This window comes from Pseudomonas sp. R28(2017) (assembly GCF_002112505.1).
In the GTDB taxonomy this organism is placed as follows: domain Bacteria; phylum Pseudomonadota; class Gammaproteobacteria; order Pseudomonadales; family Pseudomonadaceae; genus Aquipseudomonas.
Window position 1 is genome coordinate 13,161 of sequence record NZ_NEHW01000023.1, and the last position, 21,124, is coordinate 34,284.

General features: G+C 63.9%; 14 protein-coding genes. 9 read left to right on the forward strand and 5 right to left on the reverse strand.

What is annotated here, in order from left to right:
• Positions 1 to 63: 63 nt before the first annotated feature.
• Positions 64 to 1,488, reverse strand: a complete 1,425-nt coding sequence (locus CAF78_RS26225; protein ID WP_085672978.1) for a lytic transglycosylase domain-containing protein — start codon at positions 1,486 to 1,488, stop codon at positions 64 to 66.
• 100 nt (positions 1,489 to 1,588) lie between these two features.
• Complete coding sequence (gloB, locus tag CAF78_RS26230) at positions 1,589 to 2,368, reverse strand: hydroxyacylglutathione hydrolase (protein WP_085672980.1); 780 nt, start codon at positions 2,366 to 2,368, stop codon at positions 1,589 to 1,591.
• A gap of 85 nt (positions 2,369 to 2,453) precedes the next feature.
• On the opposite strand from gloB, the gene CAF78_RS26235 reads away from it, so the two are divergent.
• From CAF78_RS26235 to CAF78_RS26250, 4 genes are all read left to right on the forward strand, one after another.
• Positions 2,454 to 3,227 carry a class I SAM-dependent methyltransferase gene (locus CAF78_RS26235; RefSeq protein ID WP_085672982.1) on the forward strand — a complete coding sequence of 258 codons (774 nt, stop codon included), beginning with the start codon at positions 2,454 to 2,456 and terminating at the stop codon, positions 3,225 to 3,227.
• Positions 3,228 to 3,240: 13 nt separating this feature from the next.
• Complete coding sequence (gene rnhA, locus CAF78_RS26240) at positions 3,241 to 3,687, forward strand: ribonuclease HI (RefSeq protein WP_054884018.1); 447 nt, start codon at positions 3,241 to 3,243, stop codon at positions 3,685 to 3,687.
• A 51-nt stretch (positions 3,688 to 3,738) separates the two neighbouring features.
• Positions 3,739 to 4,494 carry a DNA polymerase III subunit epsilon gene (dnaQ, locus tag CAF78_RS26245; protein ID WP_085672984.1) on the forward strand — a complete coding sequence of 252 codons (756 nt, stop codon included), beginning with the start codon at positions 3,739 to 3,741 and terminating at the stop codon, positions 4,492 to 4,494.
• A 158-nt stretch (positions 4,495 to 4,652) separates the two neighbouring features.
• Entirely contained in the window at positions 4,653 to 6,902 is a 2,250-nt protein-coding gene (locus tag CAF78_RS26250) for an Orn/Lys/Arg decarboxylase N-terminal domain-containing protein (RefSeq protein WP_085672986.1), read from the forward strand.
• Here CAF78_RS26250 and CAF78_RS26255 read toward each other — a convergent pair.
• Positions 6,886 to 7,104: a hypothetical protein gene (locus CAF78_RS26255; RefSeq protein ID WP_085672988.1), complete on the reverse strand. Its 219-nt coding sequence runs from the start codon at positions 7,102 to 7,104 to the stop codon at positions 6,886 to 6,888. The genes CAF78_RS26250 and CAF78_RS26255 overlap by 17 nt on opposite strands.
• Positions 7,105 to 7,262: 158 nt before the next feature.
• Between CAF78_RS26255 and CAF78_RS26260 the strand changes: the two genes are divergently transcribed.
• A complete protein-coding gene (locus tag CAF78_RS26260; RefSeq protein WP_085672990.1) occupies positions 7,263 to 7,823 on the forward strand; it encodes an NADPH-dependent FMN reductase in 561 nt (186 codons plus the stop codon).
• Positions 7,824 to 7,947: 124 nt separating this feature from the next.
• The gene (locus CAF78_RS26265; RefSeq protein ID WP_085672992.1) at positions 7,948 to 12,405 is read left to right on the forward strand and encodes an NEL-type E3 ubiquitin ligase domain-containing protein; all 4,458 of its coding nucleotides are present in this window, start codon (positions 7,948 to 7,950) and stop codon (positions 12,403 to 12,405) included.
• An 86-nt stretch (positions 12,406 to 12,491) separates the two neighbouring features.
• Here CAF78_RS26265 and phnX read toward each other — a convergent pair whose 3' ends face one another.
• Complete coding sequence (phnX, locus tag CAF78_RS26270; protein WP_085672994.1) at positions 12,492 to 13,319, reverse strand: phosphonoacetaldehyde hydrolase; 828 nt, start codon at positions 13,317 to 13,319, stop codon at positions 12,492 to 12,494.
• Positions 13,320 to 13,353: 34 nt separating this feature from the next.
• On the reverse strand, positions 13,354 to 14,460 hold the full coding sequence (locus CAF78_RS26275) for a 2-aminoethylphosphonate--pyruvate transaminase (protein WP_085672996.1): 1,107 nt from the start codon (positions 14,458 to 14,460) through the stop codon (positions 13,354 to 13,356).
• 112 nt (positions 14,461 to 14,572) lie between these two features.
• Here CAF78_RS26275 and CAF78_RS26280 point away from each other — a divergent pair, with 112 nt between their 5' ends.
• The 3 genes from CAF78_RS26280 to CAF78_RS26290 all read left to right on the forward strand — a co-directional run bounded on the left by CAF78_RS26280 (position 14,573) and on the right by CAF78_RS26290 (position 21,110).
• Positions 14,573 to 15,436, forward strand: a complete 864-nt coding sequence (locus tag CAF78_RS26280; protein WP_085672998.1) for a LysR substrate-binding domain-containing protein — start codon at positions 14,573 to 14,575, stop codon at positions 15,434 to 15,436.
• A 64-nt stretch (positions 15,437 to 15,500) separates the two neighbouring features.
• Positions 15,501 to 16,514: an AraC family transcriptional regulator gene (locus tag CAF78_RS26285; protein ID WP_085673000.1), complete on the forward strand. Its 1,014-nt coding sequence runs from the start codon at positions 15,501 to 15,503 to the stop codon at positions 16,512 to 16,514.
• A 78-nt stretch (positions 16,515 to 16,592) separates the two neighbouring features.
• Positions 16,593 to 21,110 carry an NEL-type E3 ubiquitin ligase domain-containing protein gene (locus CAF78_RS26290; RefSeq protein WP_085673002.1) on the forward strand — a complete coding sequence of 1,506 codons (4,518 nt, stop codon included), beginning with the start codon at positions 16,593 to 16,595 and terminating at the stop codon, positions 21,108 to 21,110.
• The last annotated feature ends 14 nt before the right edge of the window (positions 21,111 to 21,124 follow it).

Sequence of the window (21,124 nt, forward strand, 5' to 3'; positions counted from 1 at the left end):
GGTATGGAAAAAGAGAGGTTTTGCAGGTGGTTGTCGAGGCCGCGGTGCGGCCCCGACGTCTGATCAATGCGAGAGGTAGACAGTCAGCGTCTGGCCTGGCTTGAGCGCATGGCCGCTGCGTGGATTCCAGCGCTTGAGGTGCTGCATTTCGACATTGAAACGTTTGGCTACAAGATACAGTGAATCACCCTTGCGCACCTTGTACTGGGTGGAACGCTGCCCGGAGGCTGCCACGCGGTTACCCGCAGCGCTCGGTGCGCTGCCGCCGCGCAGGGCCAGGACCTGGCCAGCCTTGACGCGGTTGCCCGGCAGCTTGTTCCAGCGCTGGATGTCCTTGACCGCAACCCGGTTGGCCTTGGCGATGCTGCTCAGGCTGTCGCCACGCTTGACCCGGTAGCTGCGCCCTGCAGGCGCCTTGGCTTCGGCCACGGCGGCGGCGAACACGGCCTTGTTCGGCTGCAGGCTGACCAGTTGCTCAGGCTTGAGGTTGGACAGGCTGTCGCTGAGCAGTTGCGCCTTGGCGGTGGGCACCAGCAGTTGCTTGGGGCCATCCACGGTCATGCGTTTCTTGAAGGCCGGGTTGAGCTGGATCAGTTCGTCTTCGTCGATGTTGGCGAAGGCGGCGACCCGCGACAGGTCGAGGCGGTCGTTGATCGCCACCGCTTCGAAGTAAGGCTCGTTGGCGATCGGGTTGAGGTTAACGCCATAGGCTTCAGGCGTGGACACCACCTGCGACAGCGCCAGCAGCTTGGGCACGTAGTCGCGGGTTTCCTGTGGCAGCGGCAGGTTCCAGTAATCGGTTGGCAGGCCGAGCTTCTCGTTGCGCTCGATGGCCCGGCTGACGGTACCTTCGCCGGCATTGTAGGCCGCCAGGGCCAGCAGCCAGTCGCCGTTGAACATGTCGTGCAGGCGGGTCAGGTAGTCCAGCGCGGCGTTGGTCGACGCGGTGATGTCGCGGCGGCCGTCGTAGAAATTGGTCTGGCGCAGGTTGAAGTGACGGCCCGTCGCCGGCATGAACTGCCACATGCCCGCAGCATTGGCGCGCGAGTAGGCCATCGGGTTGTAGGCACTTTCGATGGCCGGCAACAGGGCCAGTTCCAGCGGCATGTCACGCTCTTCCAGACGCTCGACGATGTAGTGCAGGTAAAGGCTGCCGCGTTCGCCAGCGGTTTCGATGAACGTCGGGTTGCTGGCGAACCACAGCCGTTGCTGCTCGATGCGCGGGTTGACGTCGATGTTGTCCTGCAGGGCGAAGCCCTGGCGCATGCGCTCCCACACATCCTGCGGCGGCTCGGCAGGCTTGACCGCCAGTGGCGAGGGCTTGTGCTTGATCCGTGCCTGGTAGCTGTGCGCGCGAACGCTGTCGGCTTCGTCGAGCTGACGGGTGCTCTGGCAGCCCACCAGGGTGGCGGCCAGCGCCAGCGCACTGATTTGGGCCAGGCGCGTCAGGGCGACTGAATGAGCGGTTCTGCGGCTACGGGAAGACATCGGCTGAGACAGGTTTCCGGGCGAAAAATTTCGGCGATTCTAGAAACCGCACCCGCCTGGGTCAACCGTTGTGAACCCGTTGCGATATATCTTGAGGTTATCAGAAGGTGTCCTTCCAAGACCTCAAAGCAGCAAAAACAGTGACCTGCGAGTCGTTTGAATGTCCCTTCCATTCGTCTGCTTTTTGTTTAACTAATGTTTCAGCGGTACGCAGGAAGGGGTTGGTCAGGCGCTCGAGACCGATGGTCGAAGGCAAGGTGATGCGATTGTCTGCGCGCAACCGGGTAACTTCATCGAACCGCTGCAGAACGTGCGGGTTCGTGGGTTCCACGGCCTTGGCGAAACGCAGGTTGCTCAGGGTGTATTCGTGGGCACAGTACACCTCGGTCTGTTCCGGCAGCGCTGCCAGGCGGGCGAGGGCAGGTTGCATCTGCGCCGGCGTGCCTTCGAACATGCGCCCGCAACCGGCGGCGAACAAGGTATCGCCACAGAACAGCAACGGCGTTGCCGGATCATCGCTGTAGTAGGCGATGTGCCCCAGGGTGTGGCCCGGCACGGCGAGTACCCGGAAGGTCACGCCCAGCACGCTGACCTGGTCACCCTCGTCCAGCGCCAGGTCGCGGCCCGGGATCTGCTCGTGGGCCGGCCCACAGACGCGGGCACCGGTCTTCTGCTTGAGGCGTTCGACACCGCCGACATGGTCATGGTGGTGGTGGGTCACCATGATGGTGTCCAGCGCCCAGTCGGGGTTGGCGGCCAGCCAGGCCTCCACCGGGCCGGCATCGCCGGGGTCGACCACCGCGCAGCGGCGTTTGGCAGTATCCTGTAACAACCAGATGTAGTTGTCGGAGAAAGCGGGAAGAGCGTCGATCTGTATCATGGTGCGGATCCGTATCGCCAGGCGTGGCACATGAGGGCATCTTAGCCGCGATGGCGCGGTGCGAGAACCTTCGAGGGAGAGCGCAATGACCGACCAAGCCTTTGCTCAGGCCGACCCGGAGTGGGTCGAGCTGATCAGCCTGGCCCGTGAGTGGTTCAACGGCCCACTCGGCCAGCTGATGCTGAAGGAAGAGGAAAAACTGCTGGAAGAAGAGCTCGGGCGCTTCTTCGGTGGCTACCTCGTGCACTACGGCCCCTGTGCCGAGGCGCCGCCCAGCGCGCCACAGGTGCAGCGCAACGTGCGCCTTGGCGCACCGCTGCCGGGGGTGGAGATCGTCTGCGAGGAGCAGGCCTGGCCATTGAGCGAGCATGCCGCCGACGTGGTGGTGCTGCAACATGGGCTGGACTTCAGCCTGTCGCCCCATGGCCTGCTACGCGAGGCGGCCAGCGCGGTGCGCCCCGGCGGGCACCTGCTGATCGTCGGCATCAACCCCTGGAGTGGCTGGGGCATGCGCCATTTCTTCAGCCATGGCGCCCTGCGCAAGGCGCGCTGCATCTCGCCGTCACGGGTCGGTGACTGGCTCAACCTGCTGGGCTTTGCGCTGGAGAAACGCCGCTTCGGGTGCTATCGTCCGCCGCTCACTTCGCCGGCCTGGCAGCAACGCCTGGCAGGCTGGGAACGGATGGCGGGGGGCTGGCAGAGTGCTGGCGGCGGGGTCTACCTGCTGGTGGCGCGCAAGATGGTGGTCGGCCTGCGGCCGTTGCGCCAGGTGCGCCGCGAGCCGATGGGCAAGCTGTTGCCGCTGCCGCTGGCCAAGGTCAACCGCACCGCCGCCAACCCGGATACCGAAAAGCACTGAACATGAGTGGTACATGAGCGATAGCGTCGAGATGTATACCGATGGCGCCTGCAAGGGCAACCCCGGCCCGGGCGGCTGGGGCGTCCTGCTGGTCTTCAAGGGCGTCGAGAAGGAACTGTGGGGCGGCGAGCGCGAAACCACCAACAACCGCATGGAACTGATGGCCGCGATCCAGGGGCTGATGGCCCTCAAGCGTGAGTGCGAGGTGGTGCTGACCACCGACTCGCAGTATGTGATGAAAGGCATCAACGAATGGATGGCCAACTGGAAGAAGCGCGGCTGGAAGACCGCGGCCAAGGAGCCGGTGAAGAACGCCGACCTGTGGCAGTTGCTCGACGAGCAGGTCAACCGCCACAAGGTCACCTGGAAGTGGGTGCGCGGGCACATCGGCCACCCCGGCAACGAACGCGCCGACCAGCTGGCCAACCGCGGCGTCGAGGAAGTGCGCGCCAAGCGTTGAGCTGCGGTACAATCGCCGCCTTTGTAACCGATGCAAGTTGGAGCGCCCCGCGTGGAGCAGCAGCAAGATAAACGCCTGGTCATTCTCGATACCGAAACCACCGGTATGCCGGTCAGCGAAGGCCACCGGATCATCGAGATCGGCTGTGTCGAGGTCATGGGCCGGCGCCTGACCGGGCGGCACTTCCACGTCTACCTGCAGCCAGACCGCGAAAGTGACGAGGGCGCGATCAACGTCCACGGCATTACCGACGCGTTCCTGGTCGGCAAGCCGCGCTTCGCCGATGTGGCCGAAGAGTTCTTCGAGTTCATCCAGGGCGCCACCCTGGTCATCCACAACGCGGCGTTCGACGTTGGCTTCATCAACAACGAGTTCGCCTTGCTGGGCCAGGGCGACCGCGCCGACATCGCCAACCACTGCACCATCCTCGATACCCTGCTGCTGGCCCGTGCCCGTCACCCGGGGCAGCGCAACAGCCTCGATGCGCTGTGCAAACGCTACGACATCGACAACTCCGGCCGTGAGCTGCACGGCGCATTGCTCGACTCCGAGTTGCTGGCCGACGTCTACCTGGCGATGACCGGTGGCCAGACCAGCCTGTCGCTGGCCGGGCATGGGGCCGAGGACAGTGAGGGGCAGGGCGGTGGTGGCAGCGAGATCCGCCGCATCGTCGGGCGGGCGCCGGGGCGGGTGATCATGGCCAGTGCCGAAGAACTCGAGGCGCATGCCGAGCGCTTGGCGGCAGTGGCCAAGTCAGCGGGTGGGCCGTCCATGTGGCAAACCCTGACCGAGACACCTGCTGGCTGATCCGCAAGCCTGTACCCGGCCCTTTCGCGGGCATGCCCGCTCCCACAGGGATCGCATGACTCCTGTGGGAGCGGGCTTGCCCGCGAAGAGGCCGGCACGGGCAGCACAAGGCCTACTACCCTCAATAGGACAACCAGTCCTGCGGAGGTAGTAGCCGGATGTACAAGGACCTCAAGTTCCCCATCCTCATCGTCCACCGTGCGATCAAGGCCGACAGCGTCGCCGGCGAGCGCATCCGTGGCATCGCCGAGGAGCTGAGCCAGGACGGCTTTGCCATCATCAAGGCTGCCGACCATGCCGAGGCGCGCCTGGTCACCACCACCCACCACGGCCTGGCCTGCATGCTGATCGCCGCCGAAGGCGTCGGCGACAACACCCACCTGCTGCAGAACATGGCCGAGCTGATCCGCCTGGCCCGCCTGCGTGCACCAGACCTGCCGATCTTCGCCCTGGGCGAGCAGGTCACCCTGGAAAACGCCCCCGCCGAGGCCATGAGCGAGCTCAACCAGTTGCGCGGCATCCTCTACCTGTTCGAAGACACCGTGCCATTTCTCGCTCGCCAGGTGGCGCGCGCTGCGCACAATTACCTCGACGGCCTGCTGCCGCCGTTCTTCAAGGCACTGGTGCAGCATACGGCCCAGTCCAACTACTCCTGGCACACGCCTGGCCACGGCGGTGGCGTGGCCTACCGCAAGAGCCCGGTCGGCCAGGCGTTTCACCAGTTCTTCGGCGAGAACACGCTGCGTTCGGACCTGTCGGTCTCGGTCCCGGAGCTGGGGTCACTGCTCGACCACACCGGTCCTCTGGCCGCAGCCGAGGCTCGCGCCGCGCGAAACTTCGGCGCCGACCACACCTTCTTCGTCATCAACGGCACTTCCACGGCCAACAAGATCGTCTGGCACGCCATGGTCGGCCGTGACGACCTGGTACTGGTGGACCGCAATTGCCACAAGTCGGTGGTCCACGCCATCATCATGACGGGTGCCATCCCCCTCTACCTGTGCCCCGAGCGCAACGAGCTGGGCATCATCGGCCCGATCCCGCTGAGTGAGTTCAGCCCTGAGTCGATCCAGGCCAAGGTACAGGCCCACCCCTTGGCCAAGGGGCGTGAACCGCGAATCAAGCTGGTGGTGGTGACCAACTCGACTTACGACGGGCTGTGCTACAACGCCGGGATGATCAAGCAGGCACTGGGTGCCAGCGTCGAGGTGCTGCATTTCGACGAGGCCTGGTTCGCCTATGCGGCGTTCCACCCTTTTTTCGAAGGCCGCTACGCCATGGGCACTTCGCGCAGCGCGAGCAGCCCGCTGGTGTTCAGCACCCATTCGACGCACAAGCTGCTTGCGGCTTTCAGCCAGGCCTCGATGATTCACGTGCAGGATGGCGCCCAGCGCCAACTGGACCGTGACCGCTTCAACGAAGCGTTCATGATGCATATCTCCACGTCACCGCAATACAGCATCCTCGCCTCGCTGGACGTGGCCTCGACCATGATGGAGGGCCCGGCGGGTCGTTCGCTGCTGCAGGAGATGTTCGATGAAGCCTTGAGTTTTCGCCGTGCCCTGGCCAACCTGCGTGAACACATCGCGGCAGACGACTGGTGGTTCAGCATCTGGCAGCCGCCAGCGGCGGAGGGCATCCATCGGTTGGCCGTGCACGACTGGTTGCTGCAGCCGGGTGCGGGGTGGCACGGTTTTGCCGAGGTGAACGACGACTACGTGCTGCTCGACCCGTTGAAGGTCACCTTGGTGATGCCCGGGCTCAGTGCCGGTGGCGTGCTGGGTGAGCGTGGCATCCCTGCTGCCGTGGTCAGCAAGTTCCTCTGGGAGCGCGGGCTGGTGGTGGAGAAGACAGGCCTGTACAGCTTTCTCGTACTGTTCTCGATGGGTATCACCAAGGGCAAGTGGAGTACCTTGCTGACCGAGCTGCTGGAGTTCAAGCGCCATTACGACGGCAACAGTGCACTCAGTGCCTGCCTGCCCAGCGTGGTGGCCGTCGATGCGTCCCGTTACCAGGGCCTGGGCCTGCGCGACTTGTGCGACCAGCTGCATGACTGCTACCGCGCCAATGCCACGGCCAAGCAGCTCAAGCGGTTGTTCACGCGTTTGCCGGAAGTGGCCGTGAGCCCGGCGCGGGCTTATGACCTGATGGTGCGGGGAGAGGTGGAAGCGGTGCCGATCGAGGCACTGCCGGGGCGGGTTGCAGCGGTGATGCTGGTGCCGTATCCCCCTGGCATTGCGCTGATCATGCCGGGCGAGCGGTTCACCGAAGCGACCCGCTCGATCCTCGACTACCTGGCGTTCGCCCGGGCCTTCAACAGCGGTTTCCCGGGCTTCGTCGCCGATGTGCATGGCCTGCAGAATGAAAGCGGCCAGTACACGGTGGATTGCATCAAGGAATGCGAATGATCTCGACGCCGGTCTGTGCCAGTTCGAAGCGGTCTTCACCCAGATGGTTGACGCGATCGCCGATGGCCAGGCGGTAGGTGGTGATCGGGGCACCCTCTGCACTGCCGTCCGCCTGGAGGGTGGACTCCTGGAACTCATGGACGGGGTAGATACGGCCTTCGGCGTCACGGGCGTGGAATTGGCCGACCATTACTGCTGCCATTTGGGGGGAAACCTCTGAATTACGTGGGAAATGTCTGCAGGGATAGACCGTCAAAGGCCCCCGGAAGTTTTCAGGCGATTGAAAAAAAACCGGGCCGCCGAGGAACGGTCATCTATAACTACTGACGACCCTTTTCCCAGCAAAGGTTGGAAATCGCCATGAGCCAGGTGTATTCGGTAGCGGTTGTCGTCGGCAGCTTGCGCAAGGATTCCTACAACCGCAAGGTGGCCCGCGCACTTTCGGAGCTGGCGCCGTCCAGCCTTGCCCTGAAGATCGTCGAGATCGGCGACTTGCCACTGTACAACGAGGATGTCGAGGCCGAGGGCGTCCCTGCAGCCTGGAAGCGCTTTCGCGATGAGATCCGCAACAGCGATGCGGTGCTGTTCGTCACCCCGGAATACAACCGGTCGGTGCCGGGTGGCCTGAAGAACGCCATCGACGTGGGCTCACGGCCCTATGGGCAGAGCGCCTGGAGTGGCAAGCCAGCGGCGGTGGTGAGTGTCTCGCCGGGGGCCATCGGCGGGTTTGGCGCCAACCATGCCGTGCGCCAGTCGCTGGTGTTTCTCGACATGCCCTGCATGCAGATGCCCGAGGCCTATATTGGCGGGGCAGCGAGCCTGTTCGAGGACAGTGGCAAACTCAATGACAAGACGCGGCCGTTCCTGCAGGGCTTCATCGACAAGTTCGCGTCCTGGGTGAAACTGAACCGGGCGGTCTGAACCGCCTCCTGGAGAAGGGCCGGCCCGGCCTTGTCAGCGGTGTTAGCGGTATCCATTCCAGCTGCAGTGATACCGATGGCTTGCAACAGTATTGGCACTCCTGAACCTGACCGCTGGAGTGACCATGACCCACAATTGCGCGGCGACGCGCTCGGTCGAAGAAAAGATCGCCGTCGCCACCAATGACTTTATCGGTGCCAGGCTGCCGGCCTGGTTGCGGCATGCCTCCCGCGGCCAGATGGCAGCGCTGCATGCCGCTTTCAATGCCCACCAGGCCAGCCAGGCACGCCTGCGTGGGCTCACCCTCAAGCTTGAACCGCTGGACGTATTCGCCGAGAAACACCTCAAGTCACTACTGGCCAAGCCTCTGCCCAAGGGGGTGACGTTTTCACAGCTTGAATGGCTGGTGGTGACCCCGTGGGTCGGCACGCTCGGCAGTAGCGACATGCAGCAGTTTGGCTACAGGGCTACGCGCACCTCCGGCATCTTGAGGTTGATGAGTAATTTCAAGGCGGATAGCTCATTTTATGAGGGATCCGGGCTGGTTGCTCCTGGGCACGACGACGTCCTGTCGATCTCGGCGGCGCAGTTTGCATCCGAGTGCCGAAAGCTGGATGCGGGTAAGCACTACCAGAACGAGCTGGACCAGGTGTTCAATTCCGCTGCGCTCACTATCCTGGCCGACGACAAGCGCTCCGGGCTCGCGCTGGCCAGCAAGATCGCAGCGATGAAAGGCGACATATCAGCCGCAGTCGAGGTCGCCCTGCTCGAGATGACCCGTGAGGACATACATTTCCAGCATTCGGGGCTGCGCGCCTATGGCGGAACATTGAAGGTCCTCGGTCAGGTGGCTGGCGATGGGATGCTGGTGCGCTTGCGCGATGTGGAAAGCAAGCAGAAGGGCATCCTGCTCTTTTTGCCTGGCGACCCGCTGCAGGCCTTGCGCTATTTCGATGACGAAGCGTCGATGAACAGCGCCATGGCTACGTTGTTGCAAGACGAAACCTACCATTCCTTTTTTTCCCAGTTGATCAGCCTGGGCACCCGTGCCGAATTTGTCCAACTGCTCGGCAAACGTCTGAAAGACCCGAAGCCTGATCTTGAAATGCAAGGGGTTGTGGTCTCGGGCAGCATCTTCGCGGCGCTGGCCATAGCCCAGGTCAAGCGCACCAAGGACGATGCGCGGTTACTCCTGGTGCCAACCGATGAGGCCGATGCCCGTGCCGCGCGTGCCAGGCACGAGGCCTGGAAGACAGCCGGGTTGAACCTGAGCAATCTGGCCGGGCTGTTCATCCCAGTGGTGGGTGCCGTGATGCTGGGGCAACTGGTGGTGCAGACCCTGAGTGATGTTTTCGAAGGTGCACAGGACTGGTACGAGGGCCATCGGCATGAGGCGTTGGAGCATATGCTGGGCGTGGCTGAAGCACTGGCTGCGACCACGGCAACCGTGATTGGCGTGAGTGCCGTGCGCAGTGCCCTGGTTGCGGCCATGGAGCCGGTCAATGTGAAGAGCGGCGTTGCGCGGTTGTGGCACGACAACCTGATGCCTTACGAGTCGGTACCCGAGAACATTGTCCTGCGCCCCGATGGCCTGTATGGCGATGGCAAGCAGCGCTGGCTGCGCGCCGGTTCACGTTACTATGAAGTGCATCGGCCCGACCCTGATGGCCCGTATCGGTTACGCCATCAACGGCGTTCAGGGGCATACGAGCCTGCCGTGCTGCATAACGACCAGCGCTGCTGGCGGCCGATTTGCGAACGGCCATGGGAGTGGGATGACAGCAGCCGGATGCTCGATCGGCTGTGGCCGCAACACCCGATGGTCGGCGCCCAGCGGGCCGAGCAGATACTGAGCGTGGCCGGGGTCGATCAGGACGAGCTGCGTGGCATCCTGATGGAAAACCGGGTGCTGCCTGTCAATCTTCGAGAAGCGCTGCGCAGCTTTGATGCGGATGAGCAGATCGGGCGGTTTTTCGAGCATCTGCAGGCCAGACGCCTCGATGAACAGGACGAGAAGCTGCTCGCATGGTGCGAGGCCCTGCCCGATGTGGACAAAGGCATCGAACAGGTGCTGGCGGCAAAGCAGCAACTGCGAGGGCAGCTCTACGCGCATCTGACGCACCTGGGCCCGGTTGGCAATGAGCCGCTGCTGAAGCTGCTGAACAGGGATTTCCCAGGATTGGGAGATGCCTTTGCCAGGCAGCTGGAAAGCGAGGCCGGCACGGTTGAGCACAACGAAGCGCTAAGAACCGGCAAGCTTCCCCTGGCGGTGGCGAGCAAAGCGGCTTCGTTGCTGCGCGTGGCAAGGATCAGCAAAGCCTTGGCTGGCCTCTACCTGGCCAGCGCGTACTCGACTGAAACAGGCGAGTTGATCTTCGCATTGATCAATCAACTGGGCCCGCAGACCATCAACATCAACCTGTGTGAAGGGGAGTTCGACGGTCGCTTCGTGGCCAGCCTGGTGGCGCAGGAGCAAGGGACGCCCAGGCTGGCACTGGTATATCAGGACGGGCAGTTCAATGTCTTCGAGGTTGACGGCAGCAAGGCTGCCGTTACTGTGCGCGACCCTGGGGACCTCTTCGAAGTTATCGCCGCATTGCTGACGTCCGCTCAGCAGGCTGAACTGGGAATCGAGGGGGATGAACGGGTCGCTCAGGCGCTGCGAGCCCGTGCCCTGGAGCAGCTGCCGGCAACGCATGAACAGATTGCACGGTTTCTGGAATGGCCCGACCGGGAGCGCTGGATGAACCCCGGGCACCGCCTGGAAGACGGTCGCGTCGGTTATCTGCTCAGCGGGCGTGGTGCCGGCCAGCGCAGGCGCTCGAGGGAGGTGTTGCGAGATGGCCTGCGCCGGTATTTCCCAGGTTTGAGCGAGGTGCAGATCGATGCCGAACTGCACCGCATGCTTGCAGGGCGGGAGTCGGCGTATGAGCTCTTGACGGCGTTGCAGGACGACCATGAGCAGCTGGAAAGGGCCCTGCAGCGCTGGCGAGGCAGCGAGCTCAACGATGCCCGGCGGCAAATCCGTGGGCACGTCGTCCAGCGCCTGCGCAGGGCCTGGGCTGCGCAGGCCGAGTCGATGCCCGCGAACGATCACGGTGTGGCAGGGCAGCGCCTGACCTTGACCGACCTCAATATCACTACCCTCCCAGAGTTTCCGTTAAAACTGGATTTCACCTACATCACCTCGTTGGTGGTAAGCGGCATGGCAATCAACGAAGTGCCGGCCCAATTCCTCGGCTCGTTCACTCACCTGCGGGCCTTGAACATGGCCGGCAATGCCTTGCTGCGTGTGCCAGCGGGTATTGCCTACCTCACCGAGCTGCGCGAGCTGCGCCTGGCGCGTAACAGTATTCGGCTCGATGCCGCAGCCCAGCAGGCATTGACCGGGTTGCCGCGCCTCACCTATCTCGACATGAGCCAAAATCCCCTCGGCCAATTCGCGATGAGGTTCAATCACCTGCCGCACCTGGTGCGCCTCTATTTGCGCAACTGCCGCCTGGGTACCTGGCCGACAGGGCTGGAGCTCTGCGGTTTCCTCGAGGTGGCAGACTTGCGTGACAACCAGTTGCCGGCTGCCCCGGATGTCTTGCTGCAGATGCCCTATGAGTTTCGTCGCGTGGTCCAGCTCGACGGCAATCCGATGAGCAGCGTGGCAGTGAAACGTTTCTATGCCTTGGAAAACGTCCCTGAAGAGCCCCATGAATTGCCCCGGTCGGCGATCGCTGTACGTGAATGGTGGGTCGGCGAAGATGCCGACGCCCCGACGGTTCGTAGTCATCTCTGGGCTGCGGTGCAAGCAACTGAACCCGGGGCGAGGCTCGTGGCGCTGTTGGGCGAGCTGATTGAGTTCGCCGGTTTCAGCTGGTCGCAGTCGCACCTGCTCGAGCGGGGATGGGCCGTGTTGAGCGAATGGGATAGCAATACCGAATTTCGTCAGGCTGTCAACGCGCTGATGGAGCAGCCGGTGGCCGACGACAATGCGGCCATCGATCGCTTCAGCCAGTTGTCATTGCGTTTGCGCGTTGCGCGGGCGACAGGCCGTGTGGCTGTGGGAAGCGGTACCGAGCTGCTGGACCTGGGGCGGGCGTTGATGCGTCTGGAGTTTCTCGACCAGCACGCCAGACGCGAAGTCGCACGGCGTGTGGCGTTGCGCAACCCTGTAGACCGAACGGCCATCGTCCTTGGTTATCGGGTGCGGTTACGTCAACGCTTGAACCTGCCGGAGCAGCCCCTGGCGATGCGAGAGTCGCAGGACGGCCGGATAAGTGCTGAGCAATTGCTGGCGGCAACGCGAGGCCTACGGGAAATCGAAACGGATGAAAACCTGGCTGCCAGTCTTTGTCGCCGCCAGTTCTGGCAACGTTACCTGGCACTGGTGAATGCTGATGCTTTCAATAATCTGGCTCAACTCTACCAACAAAGGCGCAACCTGCTCGCCGGGCAACGCGCACAATTGGGCGAGCCTGAGTACCAGCACCATCTTGTCCAGCTGGACGACGAGCTGGATGCCGATACCCATGCCTTGAGGTTACAGCTCACCTTGCAGGCCATCCGCAGCCTGGCGCGAAGCCGGGGCTGAGCGCAGCGTACGAGCAAAGCCGCTGCAACAGGTGAGGGGTGAACCTGTGGCAGCGGGCTTGCCCGCCATCGGTCCGACCGCGACGGTCAGAACGCCTGCGGCATCTCGCCTTTGGCCAGGCGGCGGTTGATATCGGCAACCACCTCTGGCAGCTCGTTGATGGTGTCGATCAGGTAGTGCGGCCGCGAACCGGCAAACAGCTGGTGAATGCGTTTGCGCTCACTTTCCAGCTTCTCGGCGCTCAAGGCCCGGTAACCTTCCCAGGTCAGCCCCAGGGCATTGCCCGAGCACACCAGTGCCACGGTCCACATGCCGGCGCGGCGCCCCTCGAGAATGCCCGGCACGGTGTCGTCGACTTTCACGCACGCCGCCACATCATCGATGCCCAGGGCAATCACGTTGGCCAGCGCCTGGGCCGGCCACGGGCGGCCATTCGGGGTTTCGTCGGTCGCCACCACGTGGTCGGCGACGTAGCCGTTCTGCGCCGCCAGTTCCACTACCTTGTCCATCACCACCTTCGGGTAGCCCGAGCACGAGCCGATCTTCAGGCCCTCCTGGCGCAGGCCGGTGAGGGTGTCCAGGGCGCCGGGGATCAGCGCCGAGTGCACGGCGATCTTCTCGATCTGCAGCGGCATGAAGCGCTTGTAGATGGCGGTGACGTCATCGTCGGTCGGGGTGCGGCCGAACACCTTGCGGTAGCGCTCGGCGATCTCCGGCACGTCGCACAGGGTGCGGATGTGATCCCACTTGCCCATGCCCATCGGGCCACGGGCTTCTTCGATGGAAACCTGCACGTCGAATTCGGCGAAGGCTTCGACGAAGATCTGGGTGGGGGCGAAGGAGCCGAAATCGACCACGGTGCCGGCCCAGTCGAGGATGGCGGCTTGCAGCTGGGTGGGGTTGCTGTAGTTCATGTGCGCTTATTCCTGAAATCGGGTGGGCAAAGGGTTAGATGTCCAGCACTTCCATTTCCCGCAGCACTTGGGCCACGGCATTCACGGCGGCCTGCATGCCTGCGGCGCCGACCACGCCGATGCAGCCGACGCGGAAGGTTTCGACCTGGGTCAGCTTGCCTGGGTAGAGGATGAAACCTTTGGCCTTGACCCGCTCGTAGAAGTCCTTGAACTGGTAACGGGCATCCTTCGGCGCGTGGAAGGTGACGATGATCGGTGCCTGGATCTCGGCCGGCAGGAAGCTGCGCAGGCCAATGGCGGCCATGCCGTCGAGCAGCGCCTTGCAGTTGTCGGCGTAGCGTTGGTGGCGGGCGGGCAGACCACCTTCTTCGTTGTATTGCTGCAGCGCTTCATGCAGGGCGGCGACCACGTGGGTCGGCGGGGTGAAGCGCCACTGGCCGGTCTTGGCCATGTAGGCGTGCTGGTCGTGCAAGTCCATGGCCAGCGAGTGGGCATTGCCTTCGGCGGCGGCCAGGGCTGCTTTTTCGGCAAAGACGAAACCCATGCCGGGCACGCCTTCCAGGCATTTGCCCGAGGCTGCGATCAGTGCTTCGAAGGGGATTTCCCGGGCATCGATGGGCAGTGCGCCGAACGAACTCATGGCATCGATGATCAGGCGCTTGCCATGGTCTTTGATGACCTGGGCGATTTCCGCCAGTGGGTTGAGAATGCCCGTGCTGGTTTCACAGTGGATCAGCGCGACGTGGGTCACGGCCGGGTCGGCGGCCAGCAGGCGGTCGACATCGGCAGCGGTGGTGGGCTGGTCTTCGGCGGTTTCGAAGGTGCTGAAGGTGCGGCCCAGCACTTTGCAGATCTTCGCCAGGCGCTGGCCGTAGGCGCCGTTGATCAGTACCAGCACCTTGCCGTCGCGTGGCACCAGGGTGCCAATGGCGGCTTCCACGGCGAAGGTGCCGCTGCCTTGCAGAGGCACGCAGTGGTGGCTGGCGCTGCCGTCGATGATCGCCAGCAGTTGCTCGCAGACGCTGGCGGTCAGCTGGTTGAAGTCGCGGTCCCAGGAACCCCAGTCCACCAGCATGGCTTGGCGGGTGCGGATTGAAGTGGTCAGGGGACCTGGGGTCAGCAGAATTGGTGCATTGCTCATTCCGTTATTCCTCACAAGCGGTGGCGTGAAACTACGGGGCCTAGGTTGCAATTCGCTCTGCCATCAATCAAATTGTTTGTTGTTATCCGAGCTATAAGTCAGGCCGATAGATATGAACCTGTTCCAGTTGCGTGCTTTCGATGCCGTGGCCCGTGAAGGCAGCTTCACCCGCGCCGCTGCGCGTCTGTTCATCAGCCAGCCGGCGGTCACCGGGCACGTCAAGGCGCTGGAAGAGCACTACCAGATCACCTTGCTGCGGCGCACGGCCAGGCGCGTCGAACTGACGGAGGAGGGCACGCGCCTGGCGGCCATCACCCGTGCCATGTTCGGCCTGGCCGAGGAAGCCCAGGCCATGCTCGAAGCCAACCGGCAGTTGCTCACCGGGCGCCTGGAAGTGGCCGCCGACGGCCCGCACCGGGTCATGCCGATGCTGGCCCTGCTGCGCGAACGTTACCCGGGCATCACCGTCAACCTGCGCCTGGGCAATGCCCAGGAAACCTTGAGTGCGTTGCTCAGTGAGCATGCCGATGTTGCGGTGCTGACCGAGATCGAGCCGCGCAAGGGCCTGCACCTGCAGAACCTCTGCGAGTCGCGCCTGTGCGCCTTGCTGCCCGTCGGGCATGCCTGGGCCAGCGGCACGGGCGACTTGCCGCTGGCCGAGCTGCATCAGCAGATCATGGTGTTGCGCGAACCGAGCTCCACCACCCGCCGCACCTTCGACCAGGCCTGCAGCAAGGCGGCTGTGCAGCCCAGGGTGCTGCTGGAGCTGGACAGCCGCGAGGCGGTCACCGAGGCGGTGGCTTCGGAGCTGGGCATCGGCGTGGTGTCCTCCACCGAGGTGGCCAATGACCCGAGGGTCGTGGCGCGCCCGCTGGCCGGCGCGGGGCTGGTCAATCAGCACATGCTCGGCTGCCTGGAGCGGCGCCGAGAACTGCGCCTGATCCAGGCCTTCCTGGGGCTGGCTGCCGGCCTGTAAGGCGGGGCTGGCGTTTTTCCCCGGCGGGCCTAAGATGGCCGGCATAGAGCAGACTGGATGGCCGATGAGCGAAAAAGACACCATCTCCATGCAACTGGTGCGCGAGGCACTGTTGCAGACCTGCCCGGCCGGGCAACCCGATGTTGGCCTGCTGGCCCGCGCCGGTATCGATATCGGCCAACTCGAACGGCCAGAGGCCCGGGTCAGCGCAGAATCCTATGCAAGCCTCTGGCGGCTGCTGGCGCGGCGCTGCAATGACGAGTTCTTCGCCATGGACCCCCGTGGCCTGCGCAGCGGCAGCCTGGCGTTCATGTGCCGGGCAAGCATGGCCCAGCCGACCTTGGGCGAGGGCCTGGAAACCCTGCTGGCGTTTCTTGCACTGATGCTCGAAGACTTGCAGCCGGGCCTGGTGCGGCAGCAGAGCCTGGCCGAGATCGTGATCAACGAGCCGCGTGACGACCCGCGGCGTGCCTTCACCTACTTCACCTTCTGGATGATCGTGCACGGTGTGGCCTGTTGGCTGGCGGGGCGGCGCATTCCCATCCTGGCCATCGACCTGCGCTGCGCGGAGCCGCCGTTCTGCGATGACTACCGGGTGATGTTCTCCGAAAACCTGCAGTTCGGCCGCCCGTGTACGCGCATGATCATCGCCGCCGATAGCCTCGACCTGCCGCTGCGGCGCACGGCCGATGACCTGCAGCGGTTTCTGGCCGAGGCGCCTGGCAACATCCTGGTCAAGTACCGTGATCCGGCCAGCCTGGGCCGGCGCATCCGCACCCACCTGCTGCACCTGGACCCCGGGGCGTGGCCCGACGCCGACGCCGTGGCGCGGCAACAGAGCTTGTCACCCTCGACCCTGCGCCGCCGCCTGGGCGAGGAGGGGCAGACCTACCAAGGGCTCAAGGACAGCGTACGGCGCGAGTTGGCCATTGCCTGGCTCAGCCAGGGTGAGCGGCCCATGGCGGAGATCGCCGAGCGCCTGGGTTTTGCCGACAGCAGCTCGTTCTACAAGGCATTTCGCAAATGGTTCGGCTGCAACCCGGGGCACTACCGGGCCCTGAACCAGGCGCAGCGCTGAAGAGACAGTTCTTCCTGCTGCAGGGTGGGTCCGAGCAAGCGCAGGCTGGCAGGTCGAACCATCCTGAGGTAATCGACCATGCCCGACCAGGTCCCTGCGAAACTGCTGTACCCGGCTGATGACTTCATCGGCGAACGTTTGCCCTCATGGCTGAAAAGCGCCACGCATGCACAGATTGAGGCCTTGCGTGCCTGCATGACAGCGCACCTGCAAAGCCAGAAGGCCATGGCGCTGGCCTTGCACAAACTGCAGCCGCTCGAGCGCTTCGCTGCCGGTCTTTTGCAGCAGGCGCTCAAAGACCAGCTGCAACTGGATATCGATGTGAGCACGGCACGGTGGCGGGAGGAGCGCCGGCGCTTGGAGGTGGTCCAGGGTACGGTGCGCAATTTCGAGTCGTATTTCGTGACTGTGCCGCTGTTGCAGAAGCTCCTGCAGAACTTCAAGAACGGTGAGTCCTACTTCGAACAGACCGCTGTGATCGGTGAGGTGCAGGCTGCCGGTGAAGGCGACAGGATCCTCACTCAGCGGATCGACGACATCGTCGCTCTGTGCCGCAAGGTGGATGTGGGCAAAGCCTACCAGGAGCACCTGAAGCAAATCTTTACGCCCGCCTTCAAGCGCCAGTTGGCCGAGGATACGCGGTTGTGCCTGGCCGCCGCAGTCGAGATCGCTGGCTTGAAGGGCCAATTGGCAGTCAGCGATCTGCGGATGTTGCGCCAGATCGGCAAGGGTGAAACCGTGCAATTGCCTTCGAGCCTGCGCCTGGGCATGGGTGCCTTGAAGGTGCTCGGTCAGACAGTGAATGGTGCGCTGGCATTTGAATTGACCGGCACCGTGAGCGGTATACCTGGCCTGATTTTCAATCCGGACCGCGTGCAGGCTGTGCTGCTCTATCTACCAGATGACCATGAACAACCCTTTCACCGTTTCGACGATTGGCCATCGGCGAACCGCGCCCTGGCCAGGCGCATGAGCGGTGCCGATTTCCGCAAGGCGCTTGCCCGACGCATTAGCCTGGCAGGCCAACTGGACTATCAGCTACTGCTGCGCAAGCGCCTTGAGGATGATGAGCCGGACCTGGAGCCTGGGCTGGTGACCGCAGCAGGTGAGCGCTTCACTGACCTGGCTGACGCCCATGTGCAACGTATCTTGGCGGACGCGGCCTTCCTGGCTGTGCCGACGGCAAAGGCCAATGCCAGCGCGTCGGCAGCGCGATTGGAGGCACTGCAAACGGCGGGGCTGGTGCTGCTGAATGTAGTAGGGCTGTTCGTACCTGTCGTTGGCGCGCTGTTGCTGGCTGATCTGACCCGGCAGGTGCTCGCCGACGTGTTCGAGGGGGGCGGCGACTGGGCGCAGGGCCACCAGCATGAGGCGGTGGAGCACCTGCTCGAGCTCGTCGCGACATTGGTCACCGGCATTGGCGTCGCAGGTGGTGCAAGGGTGCTGCGCAGTGCTTTCGTCGAGCAACTGGAGCCGGTTGCCACCGAGACGGGCGAGCAACGCCTGTGGTGCCATGCGCTGCAGCCTTACGAGCAGCCCTCGACCCCGGGCTCGCTGACCGAACTGGACAATGGCCTGCTCAGTGATGGCCAGGCGCACTGGTGGCGGCGCGACGGTGTGCTTTACCGGGTACGCCGCGATGCGGCGGGTACTTGGCGATTGCTGCATCGCGACGGGCCCGGGGTGTTCGGGCCCGCACTGGAAAGCAATGGCGAGCGTGCCTGGCGGCTTGCCTGGGAGCGGCCGCTGGCGTGGCAGGGCGCCGAGATGATGCTCAAGCGCCTGTGGCCGGGCGCTGCGCAGCTTGATTCGGCGCGGATCGGGCAAATGCTGGTGGTCGCGGACATCGACGAGGCGCATTTGCGTGGGTTGTGGGTAGAAGGGCGACCGTTGCCCATCACGCTGCGCGATACGTTGGAGCGCTTTGCTGCCGATGCCCGGGTCGATGCGTTCTTCGCGCAAGCGGATGTGCTTGGTGACGACACCGAAGCGTTGCAGTGGTCTATCGACAGATTGAAACTGCAAGGGGAAAGCCTGACAGAGCAATTGCAGTCGATCCTTGAGTCGGCCGAGGCGCTGCGCGGGCCGATGCTGGAGCATTTCGCCGAGGGTTACCTTGCACATGATCCGCTGCTGGCCACGCTCAAGGGCAGCTTCCCCGGGTTGCCAGATGCTTACGCGCTGGATTTGCTGAAGAGCGCCGGTGCCGAACTGCGCGAACGCATGGTAAGTGCGGCGCGCGTGCCGCTGGCATTGGCCGAGCGGGCCCGTGGCGTCCTGCAGCAGGCCCGCCTGACCCGGGCGCGCGAAGTGCTCTTTCTGCATAACAGCTACCGTGCCGATGGGGTAACCCTGGCGTTCTCCTTGCTCCGTCGCCGCGGTTTGACCCCTGGCAGTGTGAATCTGCTACTGCGTGAGCGTTCGGCTACGGGGCCGGTGCTGGAGCGGCTGTTCCCTGAGGGCGCAGGTGCGCAACGCGTGACGGAAATGGTCTGGCGTGACGGCAGCTTCGAACTGTTCGACGCCATGGGCCGTGCCAGCGAAATCGAAGTTGCGAAGCCTCAGGGGCTTTTCGAGGTGCTTGCAGCCTGTTTGCCATCCGCTTTCCTGCAACAGCAAGGGTGGACCGGAGAAAACGCCGCTGGGCTTATCCGGACATCATTACAGGCATGGCTGCCACGCGAGCGCCTGGAGCTGATACGGCTGCTTGGCTGGCGCGAGTCCCGGCCTGTGGCATCGGCCATGCATCGCCTGGACGATGGGCGAGTGGGCTATCTGCTCAGTGGGCGAGGGCCTTCAAGCCCTGGGCAGGGGGCGATTCTGCGCCGCCGTATCGGTAGCCTCTATCCGTCATTCGACGATGAAGAGATAGAACGCTACCTGCAATTGTTGTTGACCCAGTCGCAGTCGGTCTATGCCACGCTCTTGCGCCAAGAGCAGGACTATCGACAGCTTGCGCAAAGTTTACGGCTCTGGGCTGACGCCGTTGCCGACCCCGGCCGTGGTCACCGGCAAGCGGTTGCCGATGCTTTTCTGCGGGCCTGGCGCCTTGAGGGCGAGCGGGTGATCTACAGCAACGGTCAGCCAGGTGGCATGCGGCTGCGCCTCGTCGGTGTGCCGACGGGCAGTTTGCCTGCCTTGCCGGTGGGTACGGACTTTGCCCACATCACTGACATGGTGCTGATCGGGCTGCGCCTGGAGTCGCTACCCGCCGGTTTTCTGCACAGCTTCCCCGAACTGCGCCGGCTGAACCTGAGCAACAATGCCTTGCGGGCAATTCCGGAAGGCCTGGCCGGGTTGTCCCACCTGCGCCACCTGCGCCTGCCGCGCAACCGGATTCGCCTGACGGAGCCACACGTCGAGGCGTTGGCCGGCCTGGGCCGCCTGCGCGTTCTGGACTTGAGTGAAAACACATTGGGCTCGATCAGCTTGAGCTTCAACCAGCTATCGCGCCTGCGTGAGCTTCATCTGAGTCGGACGGGGCTTCACGCCGTGCCAAGGGGGCTGGCGTGGTGTGGCCTGCTCGAATATGCCGACCTGCGCGGCAACCAGATAGCCAGCCTGCCCCAGGAGCTGCTGGAAGCACCGCTGGCCTTGCGCCGGGCGGTGTGGGTCGACGGCAACCCGTTGGCCGTGGCTGACCGTGAGCGTCTCCATGCCCCAGGCCAGGTGATCGAGGATGTGCCAGCGGGCGGCGCCACGCCCTTGCAAGCCCGAACTGCGTGGCTTGGTACCCTTGCCGATGCCGAGCAGGCGGCCCATGCCGCGCAATGGGATGCTTTGCAGGGCGAACCCGGCAACGCGCAGTTCTTTCAGCTTCTGGTTGAACTGATCGAGAGCTCGGATTTTCGTCTGGCAAGGGAGGATCTGTCGCGCAGGGTGTGGTCGATGATCGACGCCGCGAATAACAGCGCGCTGATCCGTGAGGAACTGTTCGAACGGGCTGCAGATCCCCGAACCTGTGTCGACAGCGTGGCGCACTGTTTCAGCCAGCTCGAGGTGCGCATGCGGGTTCTCCAGGTGACTTGCGGGGGGACTGCGCTCGCCACGCGTGACGAGCGCTTGCAGCTGGCCCAGCGCCTTTTCCGTCTCGATCAGGTCGAAAGCTTTGCGCGTAACGAGTTCCTGGTGCGTGAGCCAAGCGAGCCTGGCCTGGATGAGGTCGAGGTCAATCTGGCCTACCGCACGGGCCTGGCGGGCAGACTGAGTCTGATCGGGCAGCCGCAGACCCTGCAATTTGGTGCGATTGCCGGTGTGGCGCAAAGCGATCTGGATCGAGCCTTCCAGGCAGTCCTTGCTGCTGAAGCGAGTGATGAGCGGGTGCGTTACATCAGTCAGCGCGATTACTGGATCGCGTACCTGCGTGAGCGATACCCCGAGCCGTTCAAGCAGATTGCCGAGCATTTCGACAAGCAGTTGGACGCCTTGGACGAAGGCAAAGAGGCATTGGGTAGTGGCGCTTATGCCCAGCGCTGCGAACAACTGCGTCGGGATACCGAGCAAGCCTTCGAAGCGCTTGCCCTGCGGCTTACCCAGCACGAGCTGAACACCCCGGAATCAGGGCCTTCCCGGCCGACGGCGGACGCCCGTCCCTAGGCGGAATTCCTCCT

Bases quoted from the DNA above. Each gene is read 5' to 3' on its own strand.
- CAF78_RS26280 (WP_085672998.1), top strand. From the start codon at position 14,573: ATGAACCTGTTCCAGTTGCGTGCTTTCGATGCCGTGGCCCGTGAAGGC.
- CAF78_RS26260 (WP_085672990.1), top strand. From the start codon at position 7,263: ATGAGCCAGGTGTATTCGGTAGCGGTTGTCGTCGGCAGCTTGCGCAAG.
- CAF78_RS26275 (WP_085672996.1), bottom strand. From the start codon at position 14,460: ATGAGCAATGCACCAATTCTGCTGACCCCAGGTCCCCTGACCACTTCA.
- phnX (WP_085672994.1), bottom strand. From the start codon at position 13,319: ATGAACTACAGCAACCCCACCCAGCTGCAAGCCGCCATCCTCGACTGG.
- gloB (WP_085672980.1), bottom strand. From the start codon at position 2,368: ATGATACAGATCGACGCTCTTCCCGCTTTCTCCGACAACTACATCTGG.
- rnhA (WP_054884018.1), top strand. From the start codon at position 3,241: ATGAGCGATAGCGTCGAGATGTATACCGATGGCGCCTGCAAGGGCAAC.
- CAF78_RS26235 (WP_085672982.1), top strand. From the start codon at position 2,454: ATGACCGACCAAGCCTTTGCTCAGGCCGACCCGGAGTGGGTCGAGCTG.
- CAF78_RS26225 (WP_085672978.1), bottom strand. From the start codon at position 1,488: ATGTCTTCCCGTAGCCGCAGAACCGCTCATTCAGTCGCCCTGACGCGC.
- CAF78_RS26285 (WP_085673000.1), top strand. From the start codon at position 15,501: ATGAGCGAAAAAGACACCATCTCCATGCAACTGGTGCGCGAGGCACTG.
- CAF78_RS26290 (WP_085673002.1), top strand. From the start codon at position 16,593: ATGCCCGACCAGGTCCCTGCGAAACTGCTGTACCCGGCTGATGACTTC.
- CAF78_RS26250 (WP_085672986.1), top strand. From the start codon at position 4,653: ATGTACAAGGACCTCAAGTTCCCCATCCTCATCGTCCACCGTGCGATC.
- CAF78_RS26265 (WP_085672992.1), top strand. From the start codon at position 7,948: ATGACCCACAATTGCGCGGCGACGCGCTCGGTCGAAGAAAAGATCGCC.
- CAF78_RS26255 (WP_085672988.1), bottom strand. From the start codon at position 7,104: ATGGCAGCAGTAATGGTCGGCCAATTCCACGCCCGTGACGCCGAAGGC.